Source organism: Nocardioides flavescens (genome assembly GCF_009823805.1).
Taxonomy (GTDB): domain Bacteria; phylum Actinomycetota; class Actinomycetes; order Propionibacteriales; family Nocardioidaceae; genus Nocardioides; species Nocardioides flavescens.
In genome coordinates, this window is record NZ_WUEK01000005.1 from 139,591 (window position 1) to 159,907 (window position 20,317).

A 20,317-nucleotide genomic window follows, 5' to 3' on the forward strand; every position below is an offset into this window, starting at 1 on the left:
ACCCCGTGACCGGCGCCCCCGCAGAGCTCAGCCTGACCGACCCGACGACGTACCCGCGCAAGGTGCTGTTCGTGGCCGGCGCGGGGCGCAGCGGCACCAGCACGATGGCCGGCCTGATGCGGATCATGGGCCTGCACGTGCCCCAGCCGGAGGTCGTGGCCGACGAGACCAACCCCAAGGGGTTCGGCGAGCCGCGGTGGGCGGTCGAGCACCACGACCGGCTGCTCAAGGAGGCGCTGGTCCAGGTCAGCGACAGCCGGCCCGAGGCGTGGTTCGAGACCGGTCGCGTCTCGACCCGCGAGCCCGAGCGCATCGCGACCGCCGAGTGGCTGGAGAGCCACTTCCAGGTCAGCACCGAGCTGGTCGTGAAGGACCCGCGGCTCGCGTGGTTCCTCGGCCTGTGGCGCGTCGCCGCGGTGCGCACGGGCGCCACCCCGGTCTTCGCCACCATGCTGCGCCAGCCGAGCGAGGTCGTGGGCTCCAAGCAGACCTACTACGCCAACCGGCTCGGCTCGGCCCACCTGGCCGCCAGCTGGCTCAACATGATGCTCCACACCGAGCGCGGCACCCGCGAGTCCGTCGCGGACGGCGGTCGGGTCTTCGTGCGCTACGAGGACCTGCTCACTGACTGGGTGCAGACGACCAGCCGGGTCGCCGAGCAGCTGCAGCTGCAGCACGTGCTCCACGCCGACTCCGAGCAGATCCGCGAGGGCCACCGCTTCGTCGACCCCAACCTCCGCCGGATGAGCCAGACCCTGGCCGACCTCGGGCTGCCGAAGCAGCTGCACGAGCTCACCGCCGAGACCTGGGAGCAGCTCAACACCCTCGCCGACCCCGGCGGTGACACCCCCGAGGCGCACGAGGCGCTGGACCAGCTGCGCGAGGCCTACGTCGACCTCTACGAGGAGTCGGCCGCCATCTCGCGCTCCTCGGTCGTCGCCGCCGAGCAGGCCCTCAAGCGCCAGCGGCCCGCCGCGGCCGCTCCCGAGACCGCTCCGAGTGCGGTCGACCGCATCCCGCACGGCGTACGCGCGGCGATCCCGCCGTCGGTGCGCCGTGGCCTGCGCCGGGTCGCCGGACGGCCGCGCCCGTGAGCGCTCCCGACCTGGTCAACCTCGAGGGCCACAGCGAGTACGACGTCACCTGGCCCTGGAAGCGCCCCGGCGGGCTGCGCCCCGGCGCCACCGCCGTGCTCCGGGTCAAGGACGAGGCCGTCAACCTGCCCTGGGTGCTGCCGCCGCTGCTGCGCGCGACCGACCGCGTCCTCGTCGTCGACAACGGCTCCACCGACGGCACCCCCGACGTCGCCCGCCGCACCGCGGAGGAGCTCGGGCTGGGCCACAAGCTCGAGCAGGCGACGTACCCCTTCGCCGTCGCGCGCGCCGGCGCCGAGCACCTCGCCACCCCCGAGCGCTCCGTGCACTCGCTGGCCTACTTCTACAACTGGTGCTTCGCGCAGGTCGGCACCCGCTACTCGTGGAAGTGGGACGGCGACATGGTCCTCACCACCGAGGGCGAGGTGTCGATCGGCGACCTCGGCTGGCAGGTCGGCGACGTGCAGTCGATCATCCGCGTCCCGCGTCACGGGCTGTACGTCGAGTCCGAGCGGCGCGCCTTCCTCGACCTCGGCCTGCGCAACGCCGAGGAGTGGGGCTTCCCGATCGGCCCCGACTTCGTCTTCACCAAGGCCTACGAGTGGGAGATCCGCACGACTCCCCAGCCGGTGCGCTCGATCGGACTCCCGCACGGGCTGTGCGTCGAGCTCAAGCACCTCGACGGTGACGAGTTCGCCCACTGGACCGACCCCGAGTCCTTCGCCACGTCGTACCGCAACAAGCGCAAGCGGCGCGAGTGGACCGTCTTCCAGGCCCTCAAGCGCGGCGAGGTGGTCCCCGGCGTCCACGAGATCACTGCTCCCGATGGCGTCCACGTCGTCGACCACGTGACGCAGACGTGGCTGCCCCAAGCCCCCCGGCCCCTCGAGGTCGGGCTGCCGGAGCTTGCGCCGACGTCGCCGGCTCAGCTCGACCTGGCTCGCACGCAGAACTCGTTGTAGGTGAAGACCCGGCCTGCGGCGCGGGGGAAGGGGAAGCTGTAGCGCTTCTCCACCTCGAGCCCGACCCGCTGGCACAGGGCCTCGAGGGCGTCCAGGTCGACGAACCGGACGTGCGTCGCATCCGTGGTGTAGCCGCGCTCCTGCGGGCAGATGAAGAACACGGTGCCGCCCGGCTTCAGGTAGGGCAGGTACTCCTCCATGAGCGAGACCGCCGACGGCTCGTCCATGTGCTCGATGACGTGAGCGAGGAGCAGCGAGTCGAAGGACGCAGGGACGCGCAGCTCGCTGTCCGCCCACTGGTCCGCATCGAAGGCGGTGAAGCCCCGGCGACGGGCCTCCTCGACCGACTCCGTGTTGTGGTCGACGCCCACGGAGTCGGCAGAGAGCGACACGAGATTGCGGCCGATGCCGCACCCGACGTCGAGAGTGCGACCGAGGTGCTGGCGGCGGAGGTTCCAACGGTACGGACGTTGCACGTCGAGCACCTGTTTCCAACGGGCGAACTCCTTGGTGCGGAGCCGTTCGGCGTAGGCCTCGCTGCGCGTGTCGTCCATGCGCGGACTGTAACGGCCACGACGGATGACTGTCGTCTTCGTCACGCGGGTACTCCTGTCGACACGGCGTGCATCGGCGTAGCGTCGATGTCGCAGTAGCGGATCAGCAGGACAGAGCGGGCCCGACGAGCGCCGGGCCCTGAGCAGCGCGTGACGCCGGACTCCGGCGGGGAGGTCAACGAAGGTGTCTGACCTGAGGGTGGGCGTGGTCGGCGCGGGACGCGTCGGTGCCGTCCTGAGCGCAGGGCTGCGAGCGGCCGGCCACGAGGTCGTCGCCGCTGCCGGTGAGTCCGACGCCTCGCGGGAGCGGATCGCCGCCCTGCTCCCCGGCGTACGCCGCCGCAAGCCGTCGGCCGTCGCCCGCGACTGCGACCTGCTGCTGCTCGCCGTCCCCGACGACATGCTGCTGAACGTCGCGAAGATGCTCGCCGACAGCGGCGCCCTCCACGAGGGCCAGCTGGTCGTGCACACCTCGGGCCGTCACGGCCTCGCCGTCCTCGAGCCCGCGCGGGCCGTGGGGGCGCGCACCGCCGCGATGCACCCGGCGATGACCTTCACCGGCACCGCGGTCGACCTCGACCGGCTCCAGGGCTGCGTCTTCGGCCTCACCGCCGGCACCGGGGAGCGCGAGGTCGTCGAGGGTCTCGTCGCCGACCTCGGTGGCACCGCGATGTGGGTGCCCGAGGAGATGCGCACGCTCTACCACGCCGGTCTCGCGCACGGCGCCAACCACCTGGTCACGCTGGTGACAGAGGCGATGGAGATCCTCGCCGCCGCCGGTGCGACCGACCCCGCCGCGACCCTGAGGCCGCTCCTCGGCGCCGCTCTCGACAACGCGCTCGCCCACGGCGACACCGCGCTCACCGGCCCGATCGTGCGCGGCGACCTCGGCACGGTCGAGGCACACCTGCGCGACGTCGAGGCGAGCGCCCCGCAGACCCTCGCGTCGTACGTCGCGCTCGCGCGGGCCACACTCGGTCGCGCCGTCACCGACGGTCGCCTGGTGCCGATGCGGGCCGCCCGGATGCGCGACCTTCTGGACGCCGCCGAGGCCCGCGCCGCGGCGCGCGCCCGGGCCGTGGAGCGGTCGCGGCGGTGACCGACCCCGTCCTCGCCTCCACGCGGGGCGAGCTGCTCGGCCTGCTCGCGGAGCGCGCCGGGCCGGTCGGGTTCGTGCCGACCATGGGGGCGCTGCACCAGGGCCACGCGACGCTGATGCGCGAGGCGCGGTCGCGCGTGGGCGGTGGCACGGTGGTCGCGTCGGTCTTCGTCAACCCGCTGCAGTTCGGCGCGGGGGAGGACCTCGACCGCTACCCGCGCACGCTGCCCGACGACCTCGAGGTCTGCGGCCGGGAGGGCGTCGACGTGGTGTTCGCGCCGGCGGTCGAGGAGGTCTACCCCGGCTGGCCCGCCCAGCCGCAGGTCACCGTCGAGCCCGGGTCGCTCGCGACCGTGCTGGAGGGGGCCACCCGACCCGGCCACTTCCGCGGCGTGCTCACCGTCGTCGCCAAGCTGTTCGGGCTGGTGCGACCCGACGTCGCGGTGTTCGGGCAGAAGGACTACCAGCAGCTCGTGCTCGTGCGCCGGATGGTCGACGACCTGTGCCTCGGTGTCGTCGTCGTCGGCGCCGAGACCGTCCGCGAGCCCGACGGGCTCGCACTCTCGAGTCGCAACCGCTACCTCGACGTCGACCAGCGCACGGCGGCCCTCGTGCTGAGCCGGGCGCTCCGGCGCGCCCAGGACGAGGCCGTCCAGGGCGCCGGTGCCGCGCTCGCGGCCGCCCAGGCGGAACTCGACGCCGAGCCGGGCGTCGAACTCGACTACCTCGTCGTCACGACACCCGACCTCGCGGACCTGCCCGTCGACGTACCGGACGGGACCGAGGGGCGTGTGCTCGTCGCCGCGAAGGTCGGCACCACCCGCCTGATCGACAACCTGCCGCTCGTCCTGGGAAGGCCATCTTGATGCTGCGCACGATGATGAAGAGCAAGATCCACCGCGCGACGGTGACGCAGGCCGACCTGCACTACGTCGGGTCGGTGACCGTCGACGAGGACCTCCTCGACGCCGCCGACCTGCTGCCCGGCGAGCTGGTCCACATCGTCGACGTCACCAACGGCGCCCGGCTCGAGACCTACACGATCGCGGGCGAGCGCGGCTCGGGCGTCGTCGGCATCAACGGCGCCGCCGCGCACCTGGTGCACCCCGGCGACGTCGTCATCCTCATCGCCTACGCCCTGGTCGAGGACGCGGAGGCGAAGGCTCTCGTGCCTCACGTGGTCTTCGTCGACGCCGACAACCGCGTCGTCGGACGCGGCGGTGACCCGGCCGAGACGTTCGACGACCCGACGCTGACCTCTGGCCGTCTCGCTGCGGCGGGCGCGACGCCCCGCGGCTAAGGTGCAGCGGTGCACGACGCGACACACCGCTCCAGGTCTTCGATCGGCGTTGCCGTCGTCGCGTTCTGCGCCGCGATCCTCTCGGCTGTGGCGTGGGCCCTCGCCTCGGCGCCCGGCTCTTCGCCTGATGACAACTTCCACCTGCCGTCGATCTGGTGCGCGCACGGTGAGGCCGCCGGGCGGTGCGAGAGCGTCCCCGGTGACCCCGACGCTCGTGCTGTCCCCGCGGCGATCTCCGGGGTCCAGATCTGCTTCAACTTCGATGCCGCCGAGAGCGCCCGTTGCCAGCAGGAGGTGATCGCGGCCGCAGGCGACGACATCTCGGTCGGAGTCGGCAACTGGCAGGGCTCCTACCCTCCCGTGTACTACTGGTTGCAGGGACTGTGGGTGACCTCGGCGCCCATGGTGTCGGTCGTCCTGATGCGGATCTTCTCGGCGCTCGTGGTGATCGCGGTGCTCGGGGCCCTGGTCGCGCTGGTCCCGTCGACGATGCGACCCGCTGCCGTCCTGCCGTTGCTGGTCAGCAGCGTTCCGCTCGGACTCTCGTTGATCAGCTCGACGAACCCGAGCGGGTGGGGGATCGTCGGCCCCGCCAGCGTGCTGGTCGCCCTGCACGCGGCGTTCGCCACGACCGGCCGCAGGCGGGCCGCGCTGTGCGGCATGGCCGTCATCGCCACCTTCGTGGGGGCGGGTGCACGGGCCGATGCGTGCCTGTTCACCGCCATGGCTGTCGTGCTCGTCTTCATCCTCAACGGGCGGAGGCTGGCGCGGCAGCCGGCCCCGGTCGTCACCGGGGTGGTCGCCGTCGGCATCGCGGCCGTCCTGTTCCTGGGGGCTGGCCAGGCGTCGGCGGTGACGGGGGGACTCGCCTCGGAGCAGGTGCTCGGCGAGGCCTCTCAGATGTCGACCCTGGAGCTGCTGTGGTCGAACCTCACACAGATGCCCACGTTGTGGACGGGTTTCCTGGGCAGCGGGCCCCTCGGCCGGATGGGGTGGCTCGACACGCCGGTGCCCCCTCTCGTCGGGTTCCTGTCGGGTGGGGTGCTCCTCACGACGGCTGTGCGGTGCCTGCACCGGGCTCCGTTCGCGCACGCGATCGCCCTCGGGCTGAGCCTGGCGTCGCTGATCGTCTACCCCAGCTACGTGCTGGTGCGCGGCGATCTCGTCGTCGGCCAGGGCATGCAGCCCCGCTACCTCCTGCCGCTGGTCGTCGTCCTCCTCGCACTGGTGCTGCTCTCGGGAGTCCCGCGGCTGAGCCGCGGGACCTGGCTCGCCCTCGCAGGTGCACTGTCCCTGGCCAACGCGATCGCCCTGCACACACAGATGCGCCGCTACGTCACCGGCACCGACGTCTCCGCGCTGGACCTCGACACCTCGCGTGAGTGGTGGTGGGACCTGCCCGTGGGGCCCACGACGGTCTGGGCCCTGGGGGTGCTCGGGTTCGCGGTCACCGCCTTCGTCGCGCTCAGCCTGTGCGTCACCAGACGTGACGCACTCGAGAGATCGGAACACCGTGCCCCCATCGCCTAGGAACCTTCCCGGCCGCCTCGCGGCGCCCGAGCCCGGCTGGACGACGAGCGCCGACGTCGTCGTCATCGGCTCCGGCATCGCCGGGTTGACCGCGGCGCTGCGGCTCAAGGACACGCTGCCCGAGGGCGCGACGGTGCTCGTCGTGACCAAGGACCGGCTCAACGCCGGGTCGACGCAGTGGGCGCAGGGCGGGATCGCTGCTGCCCTCGGGCCCGGCGACACCCCCGAGCAGCACGAGGTCGACACCCTCGTCGCCGGGGCCGGTGCGTGCGACCTCGACGCCGTGCGCGCGCTCGTGCGCGAGGGACCCGAGGCGGTGCGCGAGCTGATCGCCCTCGGCACGAACTTCGACCACAGCGCCGACGGCGAGCTGTCGCTGACGCGCGAGGGCGGTCACCACCGCGACCGCATCGCCCACGCCGGCGGCGACGCGACCGGCGCGGAGATACAGCGGGCGTTGATCGCAGCGATCGGCCGCGCACCCGAGATCGAGGTGATCAAGCGCGCCCTCGCCGTCGACCTCCTCCTGAGCGGGCCCCTCGGGGACGGCGGCGGCGTGGCCGGGGTGACGCTGCACGTCATGGGCGAGGGCCAGCGCGACGGGGTCGGTGCCGTCCACTGCCGGGCAGTGGTGCTGGCTTCGGGTGGTCTCGGGCAGGTGTTCAGCCAGACCACCAACCCCGCCGTCTCCACCGGCGACGGCATGGCGCTCGCGCTGCGGGCGGGCGCGACGCTGCGCGACCTGGAGTTCGTGCAGTTCCACCCGACGGTGATGTACCTCGGCGCCGACTCCCGCGGCCAGCAGCCGCTCATCTCCGAGGCGGTGCGCGGTGAGGGCGCCTTCCTCGTCGACTTCGAGGGTGAGCGGTTCATGCAGGGCGTGCACGAGCTCGCCGACCTCGCTCCCCGCGACATCGTGGCCAAGGCGATCATGAAGCGGATGCTCGAGACCGGGCACCCGCACATGTGGCTCGACGCGCGCCACCTCGGCGCGGAGTTCTGGGAGCGGCGCTTCCCGACCATCCTCGCCACCGCGCGCGAGCACGGTGTGGACCCCGTGCACGACCTGATCCCCGTCGCGCCCGCCTGCCACTACGCCAGCGGCGGCGTGCGCACCGATCTGTGGGGGCGCTCCGACGTGCCCGGGCTCTACGCCACCGGCGAGGTGGCCTGCTCCGGTGTGCACGGCGCCAACCGGCTGGCGTCCAACTCGCTGCTCGAGGGGCTCGTCTTCTCCCGCCGCATCGCGAGCGTCCTCCCGGCCGAGCTGCGGCCCTGGGCGGACCCGGCGCCCGACGTACGCACGATGGGGCTGATCGCCGGCGACACCCGGCGCGAGCTGCAGGAGACGATGACGGCTCGGGTCGGTGTCCTGCGGACTGCGGCCGGGCTCTCCGACGCGGCCGCCGAGATCGACGGGCTGGTCGGCAAGGGTGCGAGCGAGATCGACCTCGAGTCGTGGGAGACGACCAACCTGGTGACGATCGCCAGGGCCCTCGCCGGAGCCGCCGCGATGCGTGAGGAGACCCGTGGCTCGCACTGGCGCGAGGACTTCCCCGAGCGCGACGACGCCCACTTCGCCGGTCACGTCGACGTGACGATGCGCGACGGCCTCGCCGACCACGTCTACGTCCCGGGTGTCGCGACGGACGCGCTCGCATGAGCGCCTCCGCCCTGCACGCCGAGCTCCGCGAGGCCGGCCTGAACCCCGACGAGGTCCAGGCTGCGATCGACCGGGCACTCGCCGAGGACGTGCCCACCGTCGACGTCACCAGCGTCGCCACCATCTCCGGGGACGCGCTCGGGGAGGGTGTCTTCGCGGCCCGCGAGCCGGGCACGGTGGCCGGGCTCGGCGTCGCCGCGCTGGTCTTCGAGACCGTCATGGGCTCCTCGGTCACGGTCCTCGACCGCGTCGCCGACGGCACCCGCGTCGAGCCGGGCGACGTCGTGATGCGCGTCGCCGGGCCCACCCGCGGTCTGCTCACCGCCGAGCGCACCGCGCTCAACTACGCCAGCCACCTCTCGGGCGTCGCCACCGCCACCGCGGCCTGGGTCGACGCGCTCCAGGGCACGCGCGCCCGCGTGCTCGACACCCGCAAGACGCTGCCCGGCTGGCGCACCCTGCAGAAGTACGCCGTGCGCTGCGGCGGCGGCCTCAACCACCGGATGTCGCTCAGCGACCGAGCGATGGTCAAGGACAACCACGTCGTCGCCGCGGGCGGCGTCGTGCCCGCCTACGAGGCGGTGCGGGCGGCGTACCCCGACCTGCGCGTCGAGGTCGAGGTGACCGACCTCGACCAGCTGCGCGAGCTCCTCGAGGTCGGCTGCACCGAGATCCTGCTCGACAACATGCCGACCGACGTCATGCGTGAGGCGGTCGAGATCGCGGCGGGCCGCGCCACGCTCGAGGCCAGCGGCGGGCTGACCTTCGACCGCGCCCGTGAGGTCGCGGAGACGGGGGTCGACTTCATCTCGGTCGGGGCGCTCACCCACTCGGCCCGCGTCTTCGACCTGGGGCTCGACCTCACCACCGGGTGACCGGGCCGCCCGCGCCCGCGGGGGCCCTGCCTCAGCGCGACCTCCACCGGCGGCGACGACGGGCCGGGTCGGCCGAGGTCACGAGCATCGTGCTCCGGCGTCGGGTCCTCGAGGGCACCGGCTTCAGGAAGGGGAGGTAGCGGTCCTGCTCGGGAAGGTGCCAGCGCTGCAGGACCAGGTCGCGCTCCCAGTCGTGAACGACGGGCACCCGGGTCTGGGACTCGAAGTGGAAGGCCACAGCGTTCGCGACCCACACCTGTCGCAGTCCCTCGTTGCCGATCTTCAGGGACAGGTCGACGTCGTTGAAGTTGGCGGGGAGCCGCTCGCTGAACCCACCGACGCGCTCGAAGGTCTCCCTGCGGAGAGCCACGCACGCCGCGGTCAGTCCTGATGTCTCCCGGTTCACCAGCAGCGCCGCGAACGGCCCGGGATCGTCGTTGCGCCGGCCCGCGAAGGCGTGCACCATGTCGCGGCGGTCCAGCACCAGTCCCGCGTGCTGGACGGTGGTGTCGGCGAAGAGCAGTCGAGTGCCCGTCATACCGACGTCGGACTCGGCCAACGGGCCGCAGAGCTGAGCGAGGAAGTCGTCGCTCTCGATCTCGATGTCGTCGTTGAGCAGCACGACCACGTCGCCGTACGACGCAGTGACACCGAGGTTGCACTTCTCGCTGAAGTTGAAGGGCTGGTCGTAGGGGACGAGGCGGAGGTCCGCGGCGCCCAGAGCCTCGAGCTCCTCCAGGACGGTGAGTGGGGTCGCCGTGTCGTGGACGACGACGATCTCCAGGTTGTCGTGGCCGCCCCTGGCGAGCAGCGAGCGCACCGCCTCGACCACGAAGACCCGACGCCGACCCCAGACCAGGCCCCCGCTGCCGCGGGTCGGGATGATGACGCTGACGCGCACGGACGGGTCGAGACGCCGTTGGACCACGTAGGTGCCGGGGACCTGCCCCCGGTGCACGGTGCCCTCGATCCCGAGTCTGTCGAGCTGGTCCTGCACCGCACGCTGGCCAGCGAGCCAGGCGTAGGGCTTGGCCTCGCTGTCGCCGGCGGCGGAACCCTGGACGACGCGCCAGTGGTAGAGGACCTCAGGGACGTGCACCACCCGTCGGGCACGCTCCGACACTCGCAGGGCGAGGTCGTGGTCCTGCGACCCGTCGTAGCCGTCGCGGAATCCGCCCACGTCGCGCACGAGCTCGGTGCGGTAGACGGACAGGTGCGAGGTGTACATCTGGCCCCGCAACCGCTCGGGGGACCAGTCGGGCTTGCGGAAGGTGTCGTACCGACGCCCGTTGACGTCGATCTTGTCCTCGTCGGAGTAGAGGTAGTCGGCCTCGGGCTCCGCCTGGATCGCCGCGTGCATCAGCTGCAGGGCGCGGGGCGTGATGAGGTCGTCGTGGTCCACGAGGACGATGAACTCGCCGGAGGCAGCTCGCACACCGTCGTTGGACGCCGCCACGATGTGGCCGTTCTCCGGTCGCGCGACGACCGTGATCCGCGGGTCCGAGGCTGCCGCACCCCTCAGGGTGGCGAGCACCTGCGGATCGGGTGATGCGTCGTCGACCAGGATCAGCTCCCAGTCCTGGAACGTCTGCGCCCGCACCGACTCGATCATGGAGCGCAGGACGTCCGTCGGTGGCTGGTAGACGGGGGTGACGATGGAGAAGAACGGCGACGGCATCGTCGTCACGGCTCCTTGCGCAGACGCGGCGACCTCGCCGCCTCGACGGCCTCCCGCAGAGCGGGTGTCGTCTTCCACCGGGGGAGGGCGTCGATCTCGCGGAGCACGTCGTCCAGCTGCGCGCGCAGCTTCTTCGCACGCAGCTCCAGACGGTCCTGCTTGGCGATCGCGGCAGCTTCGGACGCCGCGGCCCTCGCGGCCTGCGCCTCGAGGCCCACCACGTGGTCGCGGAGCCGGAGCTCTTGGTGGCGCTCTCGGCGGGACTCCTCGGCGGCGGCGTGGAAGCTGTCCCTGCGGCGCACCCGGTCCGGGGGTGCGCCCGGTCGCAGCGGCGGTCGTGCAGGCTGCTCGTCATCGAGCGCGACGTGGGCGGTCGCCAGGAACTGGTAGGCCATCGCGTCGGGCTGGTGCCGCACCCACTCGACGAAGCCGTCCGGCAGCGCCTCGGCCTGGAACTCCACCTCGACGTCGAACGGGTCCGCGATGGTCGCGCGCAGGTCGTCGATCACGAGACCCCCGCGCTCGAGCACGTCGCAGACCGACTCGCGGGTGTAGAACCGCACGTGCGTCTCGTCGAGCAGACCGGTCTCGGTGTAGCGCCACCGGCCCTGCGCGAGCGCGTAGCGGACGGAGGCGTGCGTGACGTTGGGGATCGACACGACCACGCGTCCCCCATCGCTCAGGAGGACCGATGCATCTCGCAGCGCAGCAACCGGGTCGAGGAGGTGCTCCAGGACGTCACCGAACACCACCACGTCGAAGGACCCGGCGTCGAAGAGCGTGCTGAGCGGCTCGCGCTCGATGTCACCGACCAGGAGCCGTTCGAAGATGGAGCGCCGCTCGGCCGGCACGGCGTCCTCGATGTCGATCCCGGAGACGGTGCAGCCCTGGTCCACGAGGGCCTGCGCAGTGTCACCGGCCGCACATCCGACGTCGAGCACGCGCATGTCGGGCCCGACCATCTCCACGATCATCCCCTGGCTGAAGTTGCCAGCGGTGAGATCGACCTCTGTCTGGTAGCGGGAGCCGTTGTTCACGCGTCTTGAGCCTTGTCATCGTCGGTTCGTTGAGGAGGTGCACTGGTCGCAGTCGGGCACTCTACGGGAGTGGACCGTCCGATCCCGAGGCCTGCGGTCGGCACGTCAGACGCTCGTGCAGAGCTGGAACGGGCCCGCAGGCACCTGCACCTTGAGACCCGCGACCCGCGCCGTGCTCGCGATCCAGGTCGCGACCCCGGGCGTCGTGGGGAGCGTCGTCTGTGCGGGTCTGACCTCAGCAGCCACGAGAGCGGCGCTCAGACCGGAGGCGGAGGTGACGACCGCGATCTGTCCTCCCTCTCGGCTGGCCGGGATGAGGAACCAGGCGTCGTCCTCGGCGACCAGGTCCGCACAGCCCGCGGACGGTGGGTCGCCGACGACGCGACGTAGCGTCACGTCAGCCGTGGGGAGGTCGAAGCGCGACGGGGACGCGGCCGTCTGGACGACCACCGACGCCTCCATCACCTCACGTCGCGTGACCGCCGACGCGGGCAGCGCCGAGCGGACGTCGTCGCGGCGCAGACCGTCGAGTGTGATGTCCGGGTTGTAGGTCGGCGAGACGGACTGCGAGAGGAAGGTGCCTCCGTCGTCGATGAGCCGCTCGGTAGCGGCGAGCCGCTGCTCCAAGCCGTCGGTGAGCTTCTCGCGGGAGGCGCCGTAGGACAGGGTCTGCGTGATGCCGATCGCCACGGTCAGGGCCAGCAGCGCCGCCGTGGCGACGGCCCTGTGACCAGGACGCTCGTGCATGAGGCGCCCTGCGTGTTCCACCACGACGGCGAACGCCGGGAGCGTGAAGAGGGCTGCGAAGTAGCTGTAGCGGCTGGCCAGCGCGAAGTCGACGCCGTACCCCGCCCTGGAGAAGCCGATCAGCGCGTACATGGCGATCACGGCGACCACGCCCGACACGGCCAGGGCGCGTCGGTCCGTCGTCAGCGGACCCAGGACGGCGTAGCAGGCGAGGAGGAGGAGGAAGGGGCCACCCGCCGAGGCGATCGGGAGGGCCTGCTGCCAGAAGTTGGCGAGGCCACTGCTGACGAAGCCGAGGAACGCGGGGCCGGTCGCCGACGGTCCGGCGGCGTTCGCCCCGCGTCCGTAGGCGAGGAACCACGCCACGTAGACGACTGCAGGGACGATCGCGACGGCGCAGGCCCGCCTCGGGCCGTGCCTCAGCAGGGCGTACCCGGTCAGCCATCCCACCATCGGCAGTGACATGCCCGAGCACATGAGTCCCAGGACCGAGGCGGCCCACGAGAGGACCAACGAGCGTCGACCCGGGTCGTGCACCAGCAGGAGTCCGACCAGGCCGAGGACGGCCGAGCCGAGGAACCCGATCTGGAAGTCCCAGAGGGGGTTCTCCGCGAGATTGCCCTGCAGGAAGACCAGGGGTGCGGTGCCGACGAGGGCGGACCAGCCGCCGATCCCGTTGCGCCGCATGAGCGCGAAGAGCAGGACGCAGGCGGCGACGTGCAGCAGGACCGGTAGGAGCCCGTAGGCGAGGTAGTGGTCGATCCCGAAGAGGCGGAACATCGCGCGGAACACCAGGACGGGCAGTGCCGACCAGTGCTCGTTGTGCGGAGCCATCAGGTCGTGCCAGCTGACGGTGCGCTTCAGCAGGAACGCCCAGTCGTCCCCGAAGAAGTACAGACGCCGCGCCTGTGACGCCAGGACCAGGAGGGAAGCCAGGAGGCCCACCGCCAGGGCGGCGGTCGGTCCCGAGACGCGTCGTCCCGGGACCCTGTGAGACCCCGAACCCTCAGAGTCGGCCATCGGCGACGGCCTGAGCCACCCACGGGATGACCTCGTCGAGCATGTCGTCGAGGGTGGTGGTGCACTCGAAGCCGAGGACCTCCTTGGCCTTGCTGACGTCGGGGACGCGCTTCTGCACGTCGTACTCGTAGGCCTCGTCGCTGACCAGCGTCAGCGGGGCGTCGCCCTTGATCTTCTTCCAGATGACGGCCGCGAGCTCGCGCACCGAGGTCGACTCGGCGGTCGAGATGTTGAAGTCGTCGTTGTAGGCCGCGTCCTGGCTCATCGCCTCGACGATGCCCTTGGCGAGGTCGCCGCCGTAGGTGTAGTGGCGGATCTGGTTGCCCTCGCCGAGGATGTGCAGCGGGTCCTGACCCTTGACGATCTTCTGCACGATGTCGGGCACGACGTGGCTCATCGCCAGCTTGACGTTGCCGGAGTCGATCTCGACGTCCCCGAGTGCACGACCCTCGCCGATGCCGACGCAGTTGAACGGGCGCACGATCGTGTAAGGGAGCTTGTACTGGTCCCAGGCCGCCTTGGCGAAGTACTCCACCGCCAGCTTCTGGAAGCCGTAGGACGACAGCGGCGGCGGGATCTTGCGCTCGTCGCCCTCCTTGGAGGGCCAGTGCTCGGTCGACTCGAAGACCATCGAGCTCGAGAGGTAGGTGACCTTCTTGAGCTTGCCGTGCTGCATCGCCTCGATGGCCGCGTCGCAGGAGGAGGCCATGATCCTCTCGTTGGTGGCGAGGAGGTCGTAGGCGTAGGCGTGGAAGTAGGAGATGCCACCGATGAGCGCTGCGCCAGCGACGAAGTGGTCGCAGTCGGAGAGCAGTTTCTTCATGACGTCGGTGTTGCGGACGTCGTCCTCGACGAAGTCGTAGTGGGGGTGGTTGTCGTAGGACTTCTCGACCTTGCCGTACTTCGAGTAGTTGTCGATGCCGCGGACGGCGTACCCGCGGTTGAGGAGCTCCTCCACGACGTACCCGCCGATGAAGCCGGCGGAGCCGGAGACGAGGACCTTCTGCTGTTCGGACATGTCGGGGAGCTCTCCTGTGGTGACGGTTTGTCAGTTGCTGTCGGTCTGGTAGTTGAGGGCGGCGATGCGCCGCGACTCGGCCTCGACCTGCTCGGGGGTCAGCTGAGGGCCGAACGCGAAGCGGTACCAGCGCAGGTACTTCGGCAGCCACTTCTTGAGGTCGAAGTTCGACTCGCCGATCGTGCGGTCGAGCCAGATGGTCGGGACCTCGGCGACGGGCCGGCGCAGCCGCCGGGCTTTGGCGGTGAGCTCCAGACCGATCTCGAAACCGCTGCGGGAGTGGATGCCCACCTCGCGCACGAACTCCGTGTTGTAGGCCTTGAAGCTGTTGGTGGCGTCGCGGGTCCCGACGCGGGCCGCGACGCCGAGCGAGCGACCCGCCGCGCGTGACAGCAGTCCCTTGAACAGCGGGCCGCCGACCTGGGCGCCGCCGCCGGTGTAGCGCGACGCCGCCGCGACCACGACGCCCCGCTCGACCAGGCGCGCCAGCGTGTCGATCTGGCGCGGGTCGTCGCTGCCGTCGGCCATCGTGACGACCACGATGGGGGTGGTGACGTTGTCGATGCCCCAGCGGATGGCGTTGGCCGGGCCCCTACCGTAGTCGTTGACGCCGAGACGCAGCCGCGGCTCGTTCTCCCGGTAGCGCTCCACGACCGGCACAGTGGTGTCCTCGAGGAAGTCGACGACGACCATCACCTGGCACTCGAGGTGTACGGCCTCGAAGATGCGGTCGAGGACGGGGATGATCTCCTCGCCCTCGTTGTACGCCGGGATGACGACGCTGACGGCCAGGCTCATACGGTGGTGCCGTCGCCGAGCATGTTCCAGATGTCGACGACCTGCTTGTCGCCGACGAGCCCGCCGAGGTCGCGGTAGGCCTTGTGCGGCGCCGCCAGGATCAGCACGTCACTGCCCGCGACGACCTCCTCCAGCGTCGACAGCGTCGGGTCGACGGTGACGTAGGGGTCGGTGGTCATGACCGAGCCGGCGCGGAACTCCAGGATTCGCTTGAGCTTGTAGGACAGCGAGGAGCGGATGTCGTCGCTCTCTCCCTTGAAGGCCATCCCGAGGATGCCTACGCGGGTCGTCGAGAGGTCCATCTTCTGCTCGAGCTGCGACACGACGTAGAGCGGCAGGCCCTCGTTGACCAGCATCGCGGCGTGGCCGAGCGCGAAGCTGTTGTCGCTGAACGCCGCCAGCTGCATCGTGTCCTTGAACAGGCACGGCCCCGCGGCGAAGCCGGCGCCCGGCATGTCGGAGGCCCGGGGGTAGTCCTGGGACAGCGCGGACCGGATGCGCTCGAAGTCGAGGCCGTTGTTGTTGGCCATCACGTAGAACTGGTTGGCCGCGGCGAACTTGATGTAGCGCCAGGTGTTGGTGAACAGCTTGGCGAGCTCGGCCTCCTCGGGCTCCAGCTCGACGATGCTGTCGGTGAGGTGGCCGAACAGCTTCCCGGCCCGGTCGCGCACCTCCTGGCTGCGACCCGACACGATCTGAGGGAGCTCGAACAGCTCGACCATGGCCTTGCCCTCGGCGATCCGCTCGGGGCAGAACGCGACGTCGAGGGCGACGCCGGCCTTCTCGAACATCCGCTCGACGTTGCGGGTCACGCCGGGATAGACCGTGCTGCGCAGCACCAGCAGCTGGCCGTCGCGGAACTGGCCGATGTTGGCCTCGAGCGAGCGGCCCACGGCGTGCGGGTTGGGGTTGAGGTGCTCGTCGACCGGGGTGCCCACCACGACGACCACCGCGTCGGCGCGAGAGATGATCGAAGGGTCGGTGCTGGCGCGCAGGCGGTCGTCCTGCAGGGCGCGCTCGAGCACGGGCTGAGCGCCGTCCTCCTGGAAGGGGAGCTCACCGCCGTTGACGAGGTCGACCGCCGCCTGGTTGATGTCGTAGATGCCGACGTCGAGGCCGCGGGAGGCGAAGCCGATCGCCAGTGGGAGGCCGACGTGGCCGCATCCTCCGACCACGACGACGTCGAGGGCGCGAGCGGCGTCGGGGGTGGTCATGGGGGAGCTCCTGGGTTAGGTCGGGCGTCGAACCCGAGCATCGTAGGGGGCGCGGAGACTGCGCCATAACCCGCGCGAGCGGCCGAGTGGGCTCTCGTGCGGGCTTCGCCTCGTCGTGCTCGGACCCGCTCGTGACCTGAGACCCGTACAATCGCGCCCGGTCCGGCGGGTGTGACCGCGTGTCGCCGCCACCGTCGTCGACGAGGGGCCCACGTGGCAGACCTGGTCCCGACGAGCTCGGGGTGTTGTCCCGCACTGCGCCGACGCGCAGCGGATGGTCTTCGACCACATCACGCCGTCGACGACCGTGCGATGTACGAGGAATAGCCGCACACGGGACACGACGTGGAGGGAATCAATTCGAGGTCCCCCCTTCCGGTACGAAGCCGTGAATTCCGTCGCGCCCGCCTCGGTCAAGGCCTGCTTGCGTTTTCCTCCTGCGTCGCGGGTGACGGGGCGCAGGCATTCGGCGTCGCCCATCCGGAATTCAGAGAATCCCCGATCGCAGGGCGATTCGCGCGATAGTCACATTCACCTCGGATAAAGTGCTCTCGATAGACGGGGGACCCTCTCAGAAAGTGAAGGCAGTTTCGATGGCACAGAAGGTCCACATCGTCCTCGAGGACGACCTCGACGGCTCCGAGGCGACCGAGACCGTGAGCTTCGGTCTCGACGGCACCAACTACGAGATCGACCTCAACGACGAGAACGCCACCGCGCTGCGGGAGGCCCTGGCGACCTACGTCGGCCACGCCCGCAAGGTGAGCGGTGCGCGTCGCGGAGGCGGTGGCGCGCGTCGTACGCCGAGCGCGAGCAGCAGCGACGGCCCCAGCGCCAAGGAGATCCGCGAGTGGGCCCGCGAGAACGGCCACGAGGTCCCCGAGCGGGGCCGCATCCCGGCCGACGTCCGCGAGGCCTACGACTCGGCTCACTGACCTCGAGCACGACAAGGCACCACACGACCGGCGTCGCCCCACTGGGGCGGCGCCGGTCTCGCGTCGTACGACGCCTGTTCGCTCTCAGCGGATGCCGTGGGCGGCTCAGGCGGGAACGTCTAGGCTGACAAGAGGGTTGGACCTGTCGACCCCACACGCTGAAAACTCGAGGAGAGACGCATGTTCGAGCGGTTCACCGACCGTGCCCGCCGGGTGGTCGTGCTGGCCCAGGAAGAGGCCCGCATGCTCTCCCACAACTACATCGGGACCGAGCACATCCTGCTCGGCCTCATCCACGAGGGCGAGGGCGTGGCCGCCAAGGCCCTCGAGAGCCTCGACATCTCCCTGGAGGCCGTCCGCGCCCAGGTCGAGGAGATCATCGGCCAGGGCCAGCAGGCCCCCAGCGGCCACATCCCGTTCACCCCGCGCGCGAAGAAGGTCCTCGAGCTCTCGCTGCGCGAGGCACTCCAGCTCGGCCACAGCTACATCGGCACCGAGCACATCCTGCTCGGCCTGATCCGTGAGGGCGAGGGCGTCGCCGCCCAGGTCCTGCAGAAGCTCGGCGCCGACCTCAACCGGGTGCGCCAGCAGGTCATCCAGCTGCTGTCCGGCTTCCAGGGCAAGGAGTCGGCCGCGTCCGCCACCGCCGCGACGGGAGGCGGCGAGGCGCCGTCGTCGTCGCTGGTGCTCGACCAGTTCGGTCGCAACCTCACCCAGGACGCCCGCGAGGGCAAGCTCGACCCGGTCATCGGTCGCGAGCAGGAGATCGAGCGGGTCATGCAGATCCTCTCGCGCCGCACGAAGAACAACCCCGTGCTGATCGGTGAGCCCGGCGTTGGCAAGACGACGATCGTCGAGGGCCTGGCCCAGGACATCGTCAAGGGCAACGTGCCGGAGACGCTCAAGGACAAGCAGATCTACACTCTCGACCTCGGCGCGCTGGTCGCCGGCTCGCGCTACCGCGGTGACTTCGAGGAGCGCCTCAAGAAGGTGCTCAAGGAGATCCGCACCCGCGGCGACATCGTGCTGTTCATCGACGAGATCCACACCCTCGTCGGTGCCGGTGCGGCCGAGGGCGCGATCGACGCCGCCAGCATCCTCAAGCCGATGCTGGCCCGCGGCGAGCTGCAGACCATCGGTGCCACCACGCTCGACGAGTACCGCAAGTACCTCGAGAAGGACGCCGCGCTCGAGCGCCGCTTCCAGCCGATCCAGGTCGCCGAGCCCTCCATCGCGCACACGATCGAGATGCTCAAGGGGCTGCGCGACCGCTACGAGGCCCACCACCGCGTCACGATCACCGACGAGGCCCTGGTCTCGGCGGCGACGCTGGCCGACCGCTACATCTCCGACCGCTTCCTGCCCGACAAGGCGATCGACCTCATCGACGAGGCGGGCTCGCGCCTGCGCATCCGTCGGATGACGGCGCCCGCCGACCTGCGCGAGTACGACGACAAGATCGGCGAGGTCCGCCAGCGCAAGGAGGCGGCGATCGACGGGCAGGACTTCGAGGCCGCGGCCCGCCTGCGCGACGAGGAGAAGCAGCTCATCGCCAAGAAGTCCGAGCGCGAGAAGCAGTGGCGCTCGGGCGACATGGACGAGGTCGCCGAGGTCGACGAGGAGCTGATCGCCGAGGTGCTCGCCGTCGCGACGGGCATCCCGATCGTGAAGCTGTCGGAGGAGGAGTCGAGCCGGCTGCTCAAGATGGAGGACGAGCTCCACAAGCGCGTCATCGGTCAGGACGAGGCCGTCAAGGCCCTGTCGCGGGCCATCCGTCGTACGCGTGCCGGCCTCAAGGACCCGAAGCGCCCCGGCGGCTCGTTCATCTTCGCCGGTCCCTCGGGCGTCGGTAAGACCTGGCTGTCCAAGACGCTCGCCGAGTTCCTCTTCGGCGACGAGGACTCGCTGATCCAGCTCGACATGTCGGAGTACGGCGAGAAGCACACCGTCTCGCGGCTCTTCGGCTCGCCCCCCGGCTACGTCGGCTACGAAGAGGGCGGCCAGCTCACCGAGAAGGTGCGCCGCAAGCCGTTCTCGGTCGTGCTGTTCGACGAGGTGGAGAAGGCCCACCCGGACATCTTCAACAGCCTGCTGCAGATCCTGGAGGAAGGTCGCCTGACCGACTCCCAGGGCCGGGTGGTCGACTTCAAGAACACCGTCATCATCATGACCACCAACCTCGGCACCCGCGACATCGCCAAGGGCGTCCACCTCGGCTTCGCCCAGGGCGGCGACTCTGCGGGCTCCTACGAGCGGATGAAGAACAAGGTGTCGGAGGAGCTCAAGCAGCACTTCCGTCCCGAGTTCCTCAACCGTGTCGACGAGGTCATCGTGTTCCCGCCGCTGACGCAGGAGCAGATCATCAACATGGTCGACAACATGGTGGCCTCGGTGGAGCTGCGTCTGCGCGACCGCGACATGCAGCTCGAGCTCACCCAGCCCGCGAAGAACCTGCTCGCCGAGCGTGGTTTCGACCCGGTCCTGGGCGCACGGCCGCTGCGTCGCACGGTGCAGCGCGAGATCGAGGACGTGCTCGCCGAGAAGATGCTCTTCGGTGAGGTCGGCCCGGGTCAGATCATCCTGGTCGACGTCGAGGGTGAGGGCCCGACGGCGAAGTTCACCTTCGCCGGTCAGAAGGTCAGCGCGCTGCCCGACCTGCCTCCGTTCGAGACCGCCGAGGTCGGCGGTGTCGCCGAGGCCCCGATCGAGGGTCCCGACGACTCCGACAGCGGCACCGACGTGCCCCGCTCGGAGAGCTGAGGCACAAGCACCACGGCTCGACCACCGAGGGCC

17 protein-coding genes are annotated in these 20,317 nt (G+C 70.7%); 10 read left to right on the forward strand and 7 right to left on the reverse strand.

Annotated features, from left to right (window positions below; all coding sequences use genetic code 11):
• Positions 1-5: 5 nt before the first annotated feature.
• Both GRQ65_RS09525 and GRQ65_RS09530 read left to right on the forward strand, forming a co-directional pair.
• Positions 6-1,094 carry a sulfotransferase family protein gene (locus GRQ65_RS09525; RefSeq protein ID WP_337191603.1) on the forward strand — a complete coding sequence of 363 codons (1,089 nt, stop codon included), beginning with the start codon at positions 6-8 and terminating at the stop codon, positions 1,092-1,094.
• Positions 1,091-2,056 (forward strand): glycosyltransferase family 2 protein, encoded by a 966-nt coding sequence (locus tag GRQ65_RS09530; protein ID WP_202387867.1) that lies wholly within the window; start codon positions 1,091-1,093, stop codon positions 2,054-2,056. Before GRQ65_RS09525 ends, GRQ65_RS09530 begins: the two co-directional genes overlap by 4 nt.
• Here GRQ65_RS09530 and GRQ65_RS09535 read toward each other — a convergent pair.
• Entirely contained in the window at positions 2,020-2,610 is a 591-nt protein-coding gene (locus GRQ65_RS09535) for a class I SAM-dependent methyltransferase (protein WP_160877597.1), read from the reverse strand. The two genes, GRQ65_RS09530 and GRQ65_RS09535, sit on opposite strands and share 37 nt — an antisense overlap.
• A 184-nt stretch (positions 2,611-2,794) precedes the next feature.
• On the opposite strand from GRQ65_RS09535, the gene GRQ65_RS23955 reads away from it, so the two are divergent.
• The 6 genes from GRQ65_RS23955 to nadC are packed head-to-tail and all read left to right on the forward strand — an operon-like array spanning position 2,795 to position 9,077.
• Complete coding sequence (locus tag GRQ65_RS23955) at positions 2,795-3,709, forward strand: DUF2520 domain-containing protein (RefSeq protein ID WP_160877599.1); 915 nt, start codon at positions 2,795-2,797, stop codon at positions 3,707-3,709.
• Positions 3,706-4,575, forward strand: a complete 870-nt coding sequence (gene panC / locus GRQ65_RS09545) for a pantoate--beta-alanine ligase (RefSeq protein ID WP_160877601.1) — start codon at positions 3,706-3,708, stop codon at positions 4,573-4,575. The genes GRQ65_RS23955 and panC overlap by 4 nt, the downstream gene beginning before the upstream one ends.
• Positions 4,575-5,009 (forward strand): aspartate 1-decarboxylase, encoded by a 435-nt coding sequence (gene panD, locus GRQ65_RS09550; protein WP_160877603.1) that lies wholly within the window; start codon positions 4,575-4,577, stop codon positions 5,007-5,009. The genes panC and panD overlap by 1 nt, the downstream gene beginning before the upstream one ends.
• Before the next feature lie 9 nt (positions 5,010-5,018).
• On the forward strand, positions 5,019-6,539 hold the full coding sequence (locus tag GRQ65_RS09555; RefSeq protein WP_160877605.1) for a DUF2142 domain-containing protein: 1,521 nt from the start codon (positions 5,019-5,021) through the stop codon (positions 6,537-6,539).
• Positions 6,523-8,202, forward strand: coding sequence for an L-aspartate oxidase (locus GRQ65_RS09560; RefSeq protein ID WP_337191604.1), 1,680 nt, complete (start codon positions 6,523-6,525; stop codon positions 8,200-8,202). The genes GRQ65_RS09555 and GRQ65_RS09560 overlap by 17 nt, the downstream gene beginning before the upstream one ends.
• On the forward strand, positions 8,199-9,077 hold the full coding sequence (gene nadC / locus GRQ65_RS09565) for a carboxylating nicotinate-nucleotide diphosphorylase (protein WP_160877609.1): 879 nt from the start codon (positions 8,199-8,201) through the stop codon (positions 9,075-9,077). Before GRQ65_RS09560 ends, nadC begins: the two co-directional genes overlap by 4 nt.
• A gap of 31 nt (positions 9,078-9,108) precedes the next feature.
• Here nadC and GRQ65_RS09570 read toward each other — a convergent pair whose 3' ends face one another.
• The 6 genes from GRQ65_RS09570 to GRQ65_RS09595 form a co-directional block, all read right to left on the reverse strand.
• Entirely contained in the window at positions 9,109-10,755 is a 1,647-nt protein-coding gene (locus GRQ65_RS09570) for a glycosyltransferase family 2 protein (RefSeq protein WP_160877946.1), read from the reverse strand.
• 5 nt (positions 10,756-10,760) lie between these two features.
• Positions 10,761-11,792, reverse strand: coding sequence for a methyltransferase domain-containing protein (locus tag GRQ65_RS09575; RefSeq protein ID WP_160877611.1), 1,032 nt, complete (start codon positions 11,790-11,792; stop codon positions 10,761-10,763).
• A gap of 105 nt (positions 11,793-11,897) precedes the next feature.
• Positions 11,898-13,484: a hypothetical protein gene (locus GRQ65_RS09580; RefSeq protein ID WP_160877613.1), complete on the reverse strand. Its 1,587-nt coding sequence runs from the start codon at positions 13,482-13,484 to the stop codon at positions 11,898-11,900.
• A 61-nt stretch (positions 13,485-13,545) separates the two neighbouring features.
• A complete protein-coding gene (locus tag GRQ65_RS09585; protein WP_160877615.1) occupies positions 13,546-14,577 on the reverse strand; it encodes an NAD-dependent epimerase/dehydratase family protein in 1,032 nt (343 codons plus the stop codon).
• Between the two features lie 30 nt (positions 14,578-14,607).
• Complete coding sequence (locus GRQ65_RS09590) at positions 14,608-15,375, reverse strand: glycosyltransferase (protein ID WP_160877617.1); 768 nt, start codon at positions 15,373-15,375, stop codon at positions 14,608-14,610.
• The gene (locus GRQ65_RS09595; RefSeq protein WP_160877619.1) at positions 15,372-16,589 is read right to left on the reverse strand and encodes a nucleotide sugar dehydrogenase; all 1,218 of its coding nucleotides are present in this window, start codon (positions 16,587-16,589) and stop codon (positions 15,372-15,374) included. The genes GRQ65_RS09590 and GRQ65_RS09595 overlap by 4 nt, the downstream gene beginning before the upstream one ends.
• Positions 16,590-17,182: 593 nt before the next feature.
• Between GRQ65_RS09595 and GRQ65_RS09600 the strand changes: the two genes are divergently transcribed.
• On the forward strand, positions 17,183-17,524 hold the full coding sequence (locus GRQ65_RS09600) for a histone-like nucleoid-structuring protein Lsr2 (protein ID WP_160877621.1): 342 nt from the start codon (positions 17,183-17,185) through the stop codon (positions 17,522-17,524).
• A 180-nt stretch (positions 17,525-17,704) separates the two neighbouring features.
• Positions 17,705-20,284, forward strand: a complete 2,580-nt coding sequence (locus GRQ65_RS09605) for an ATP-dependent Clp protease ATP-binding subunit (RefSeq protein ID WP_160877623.1) — start codon at positions 17,705-17,707, stop codon at positions 20,282-20,284.
• Positions 20,285-20,317: the final 33 nt, after the last annotated feature.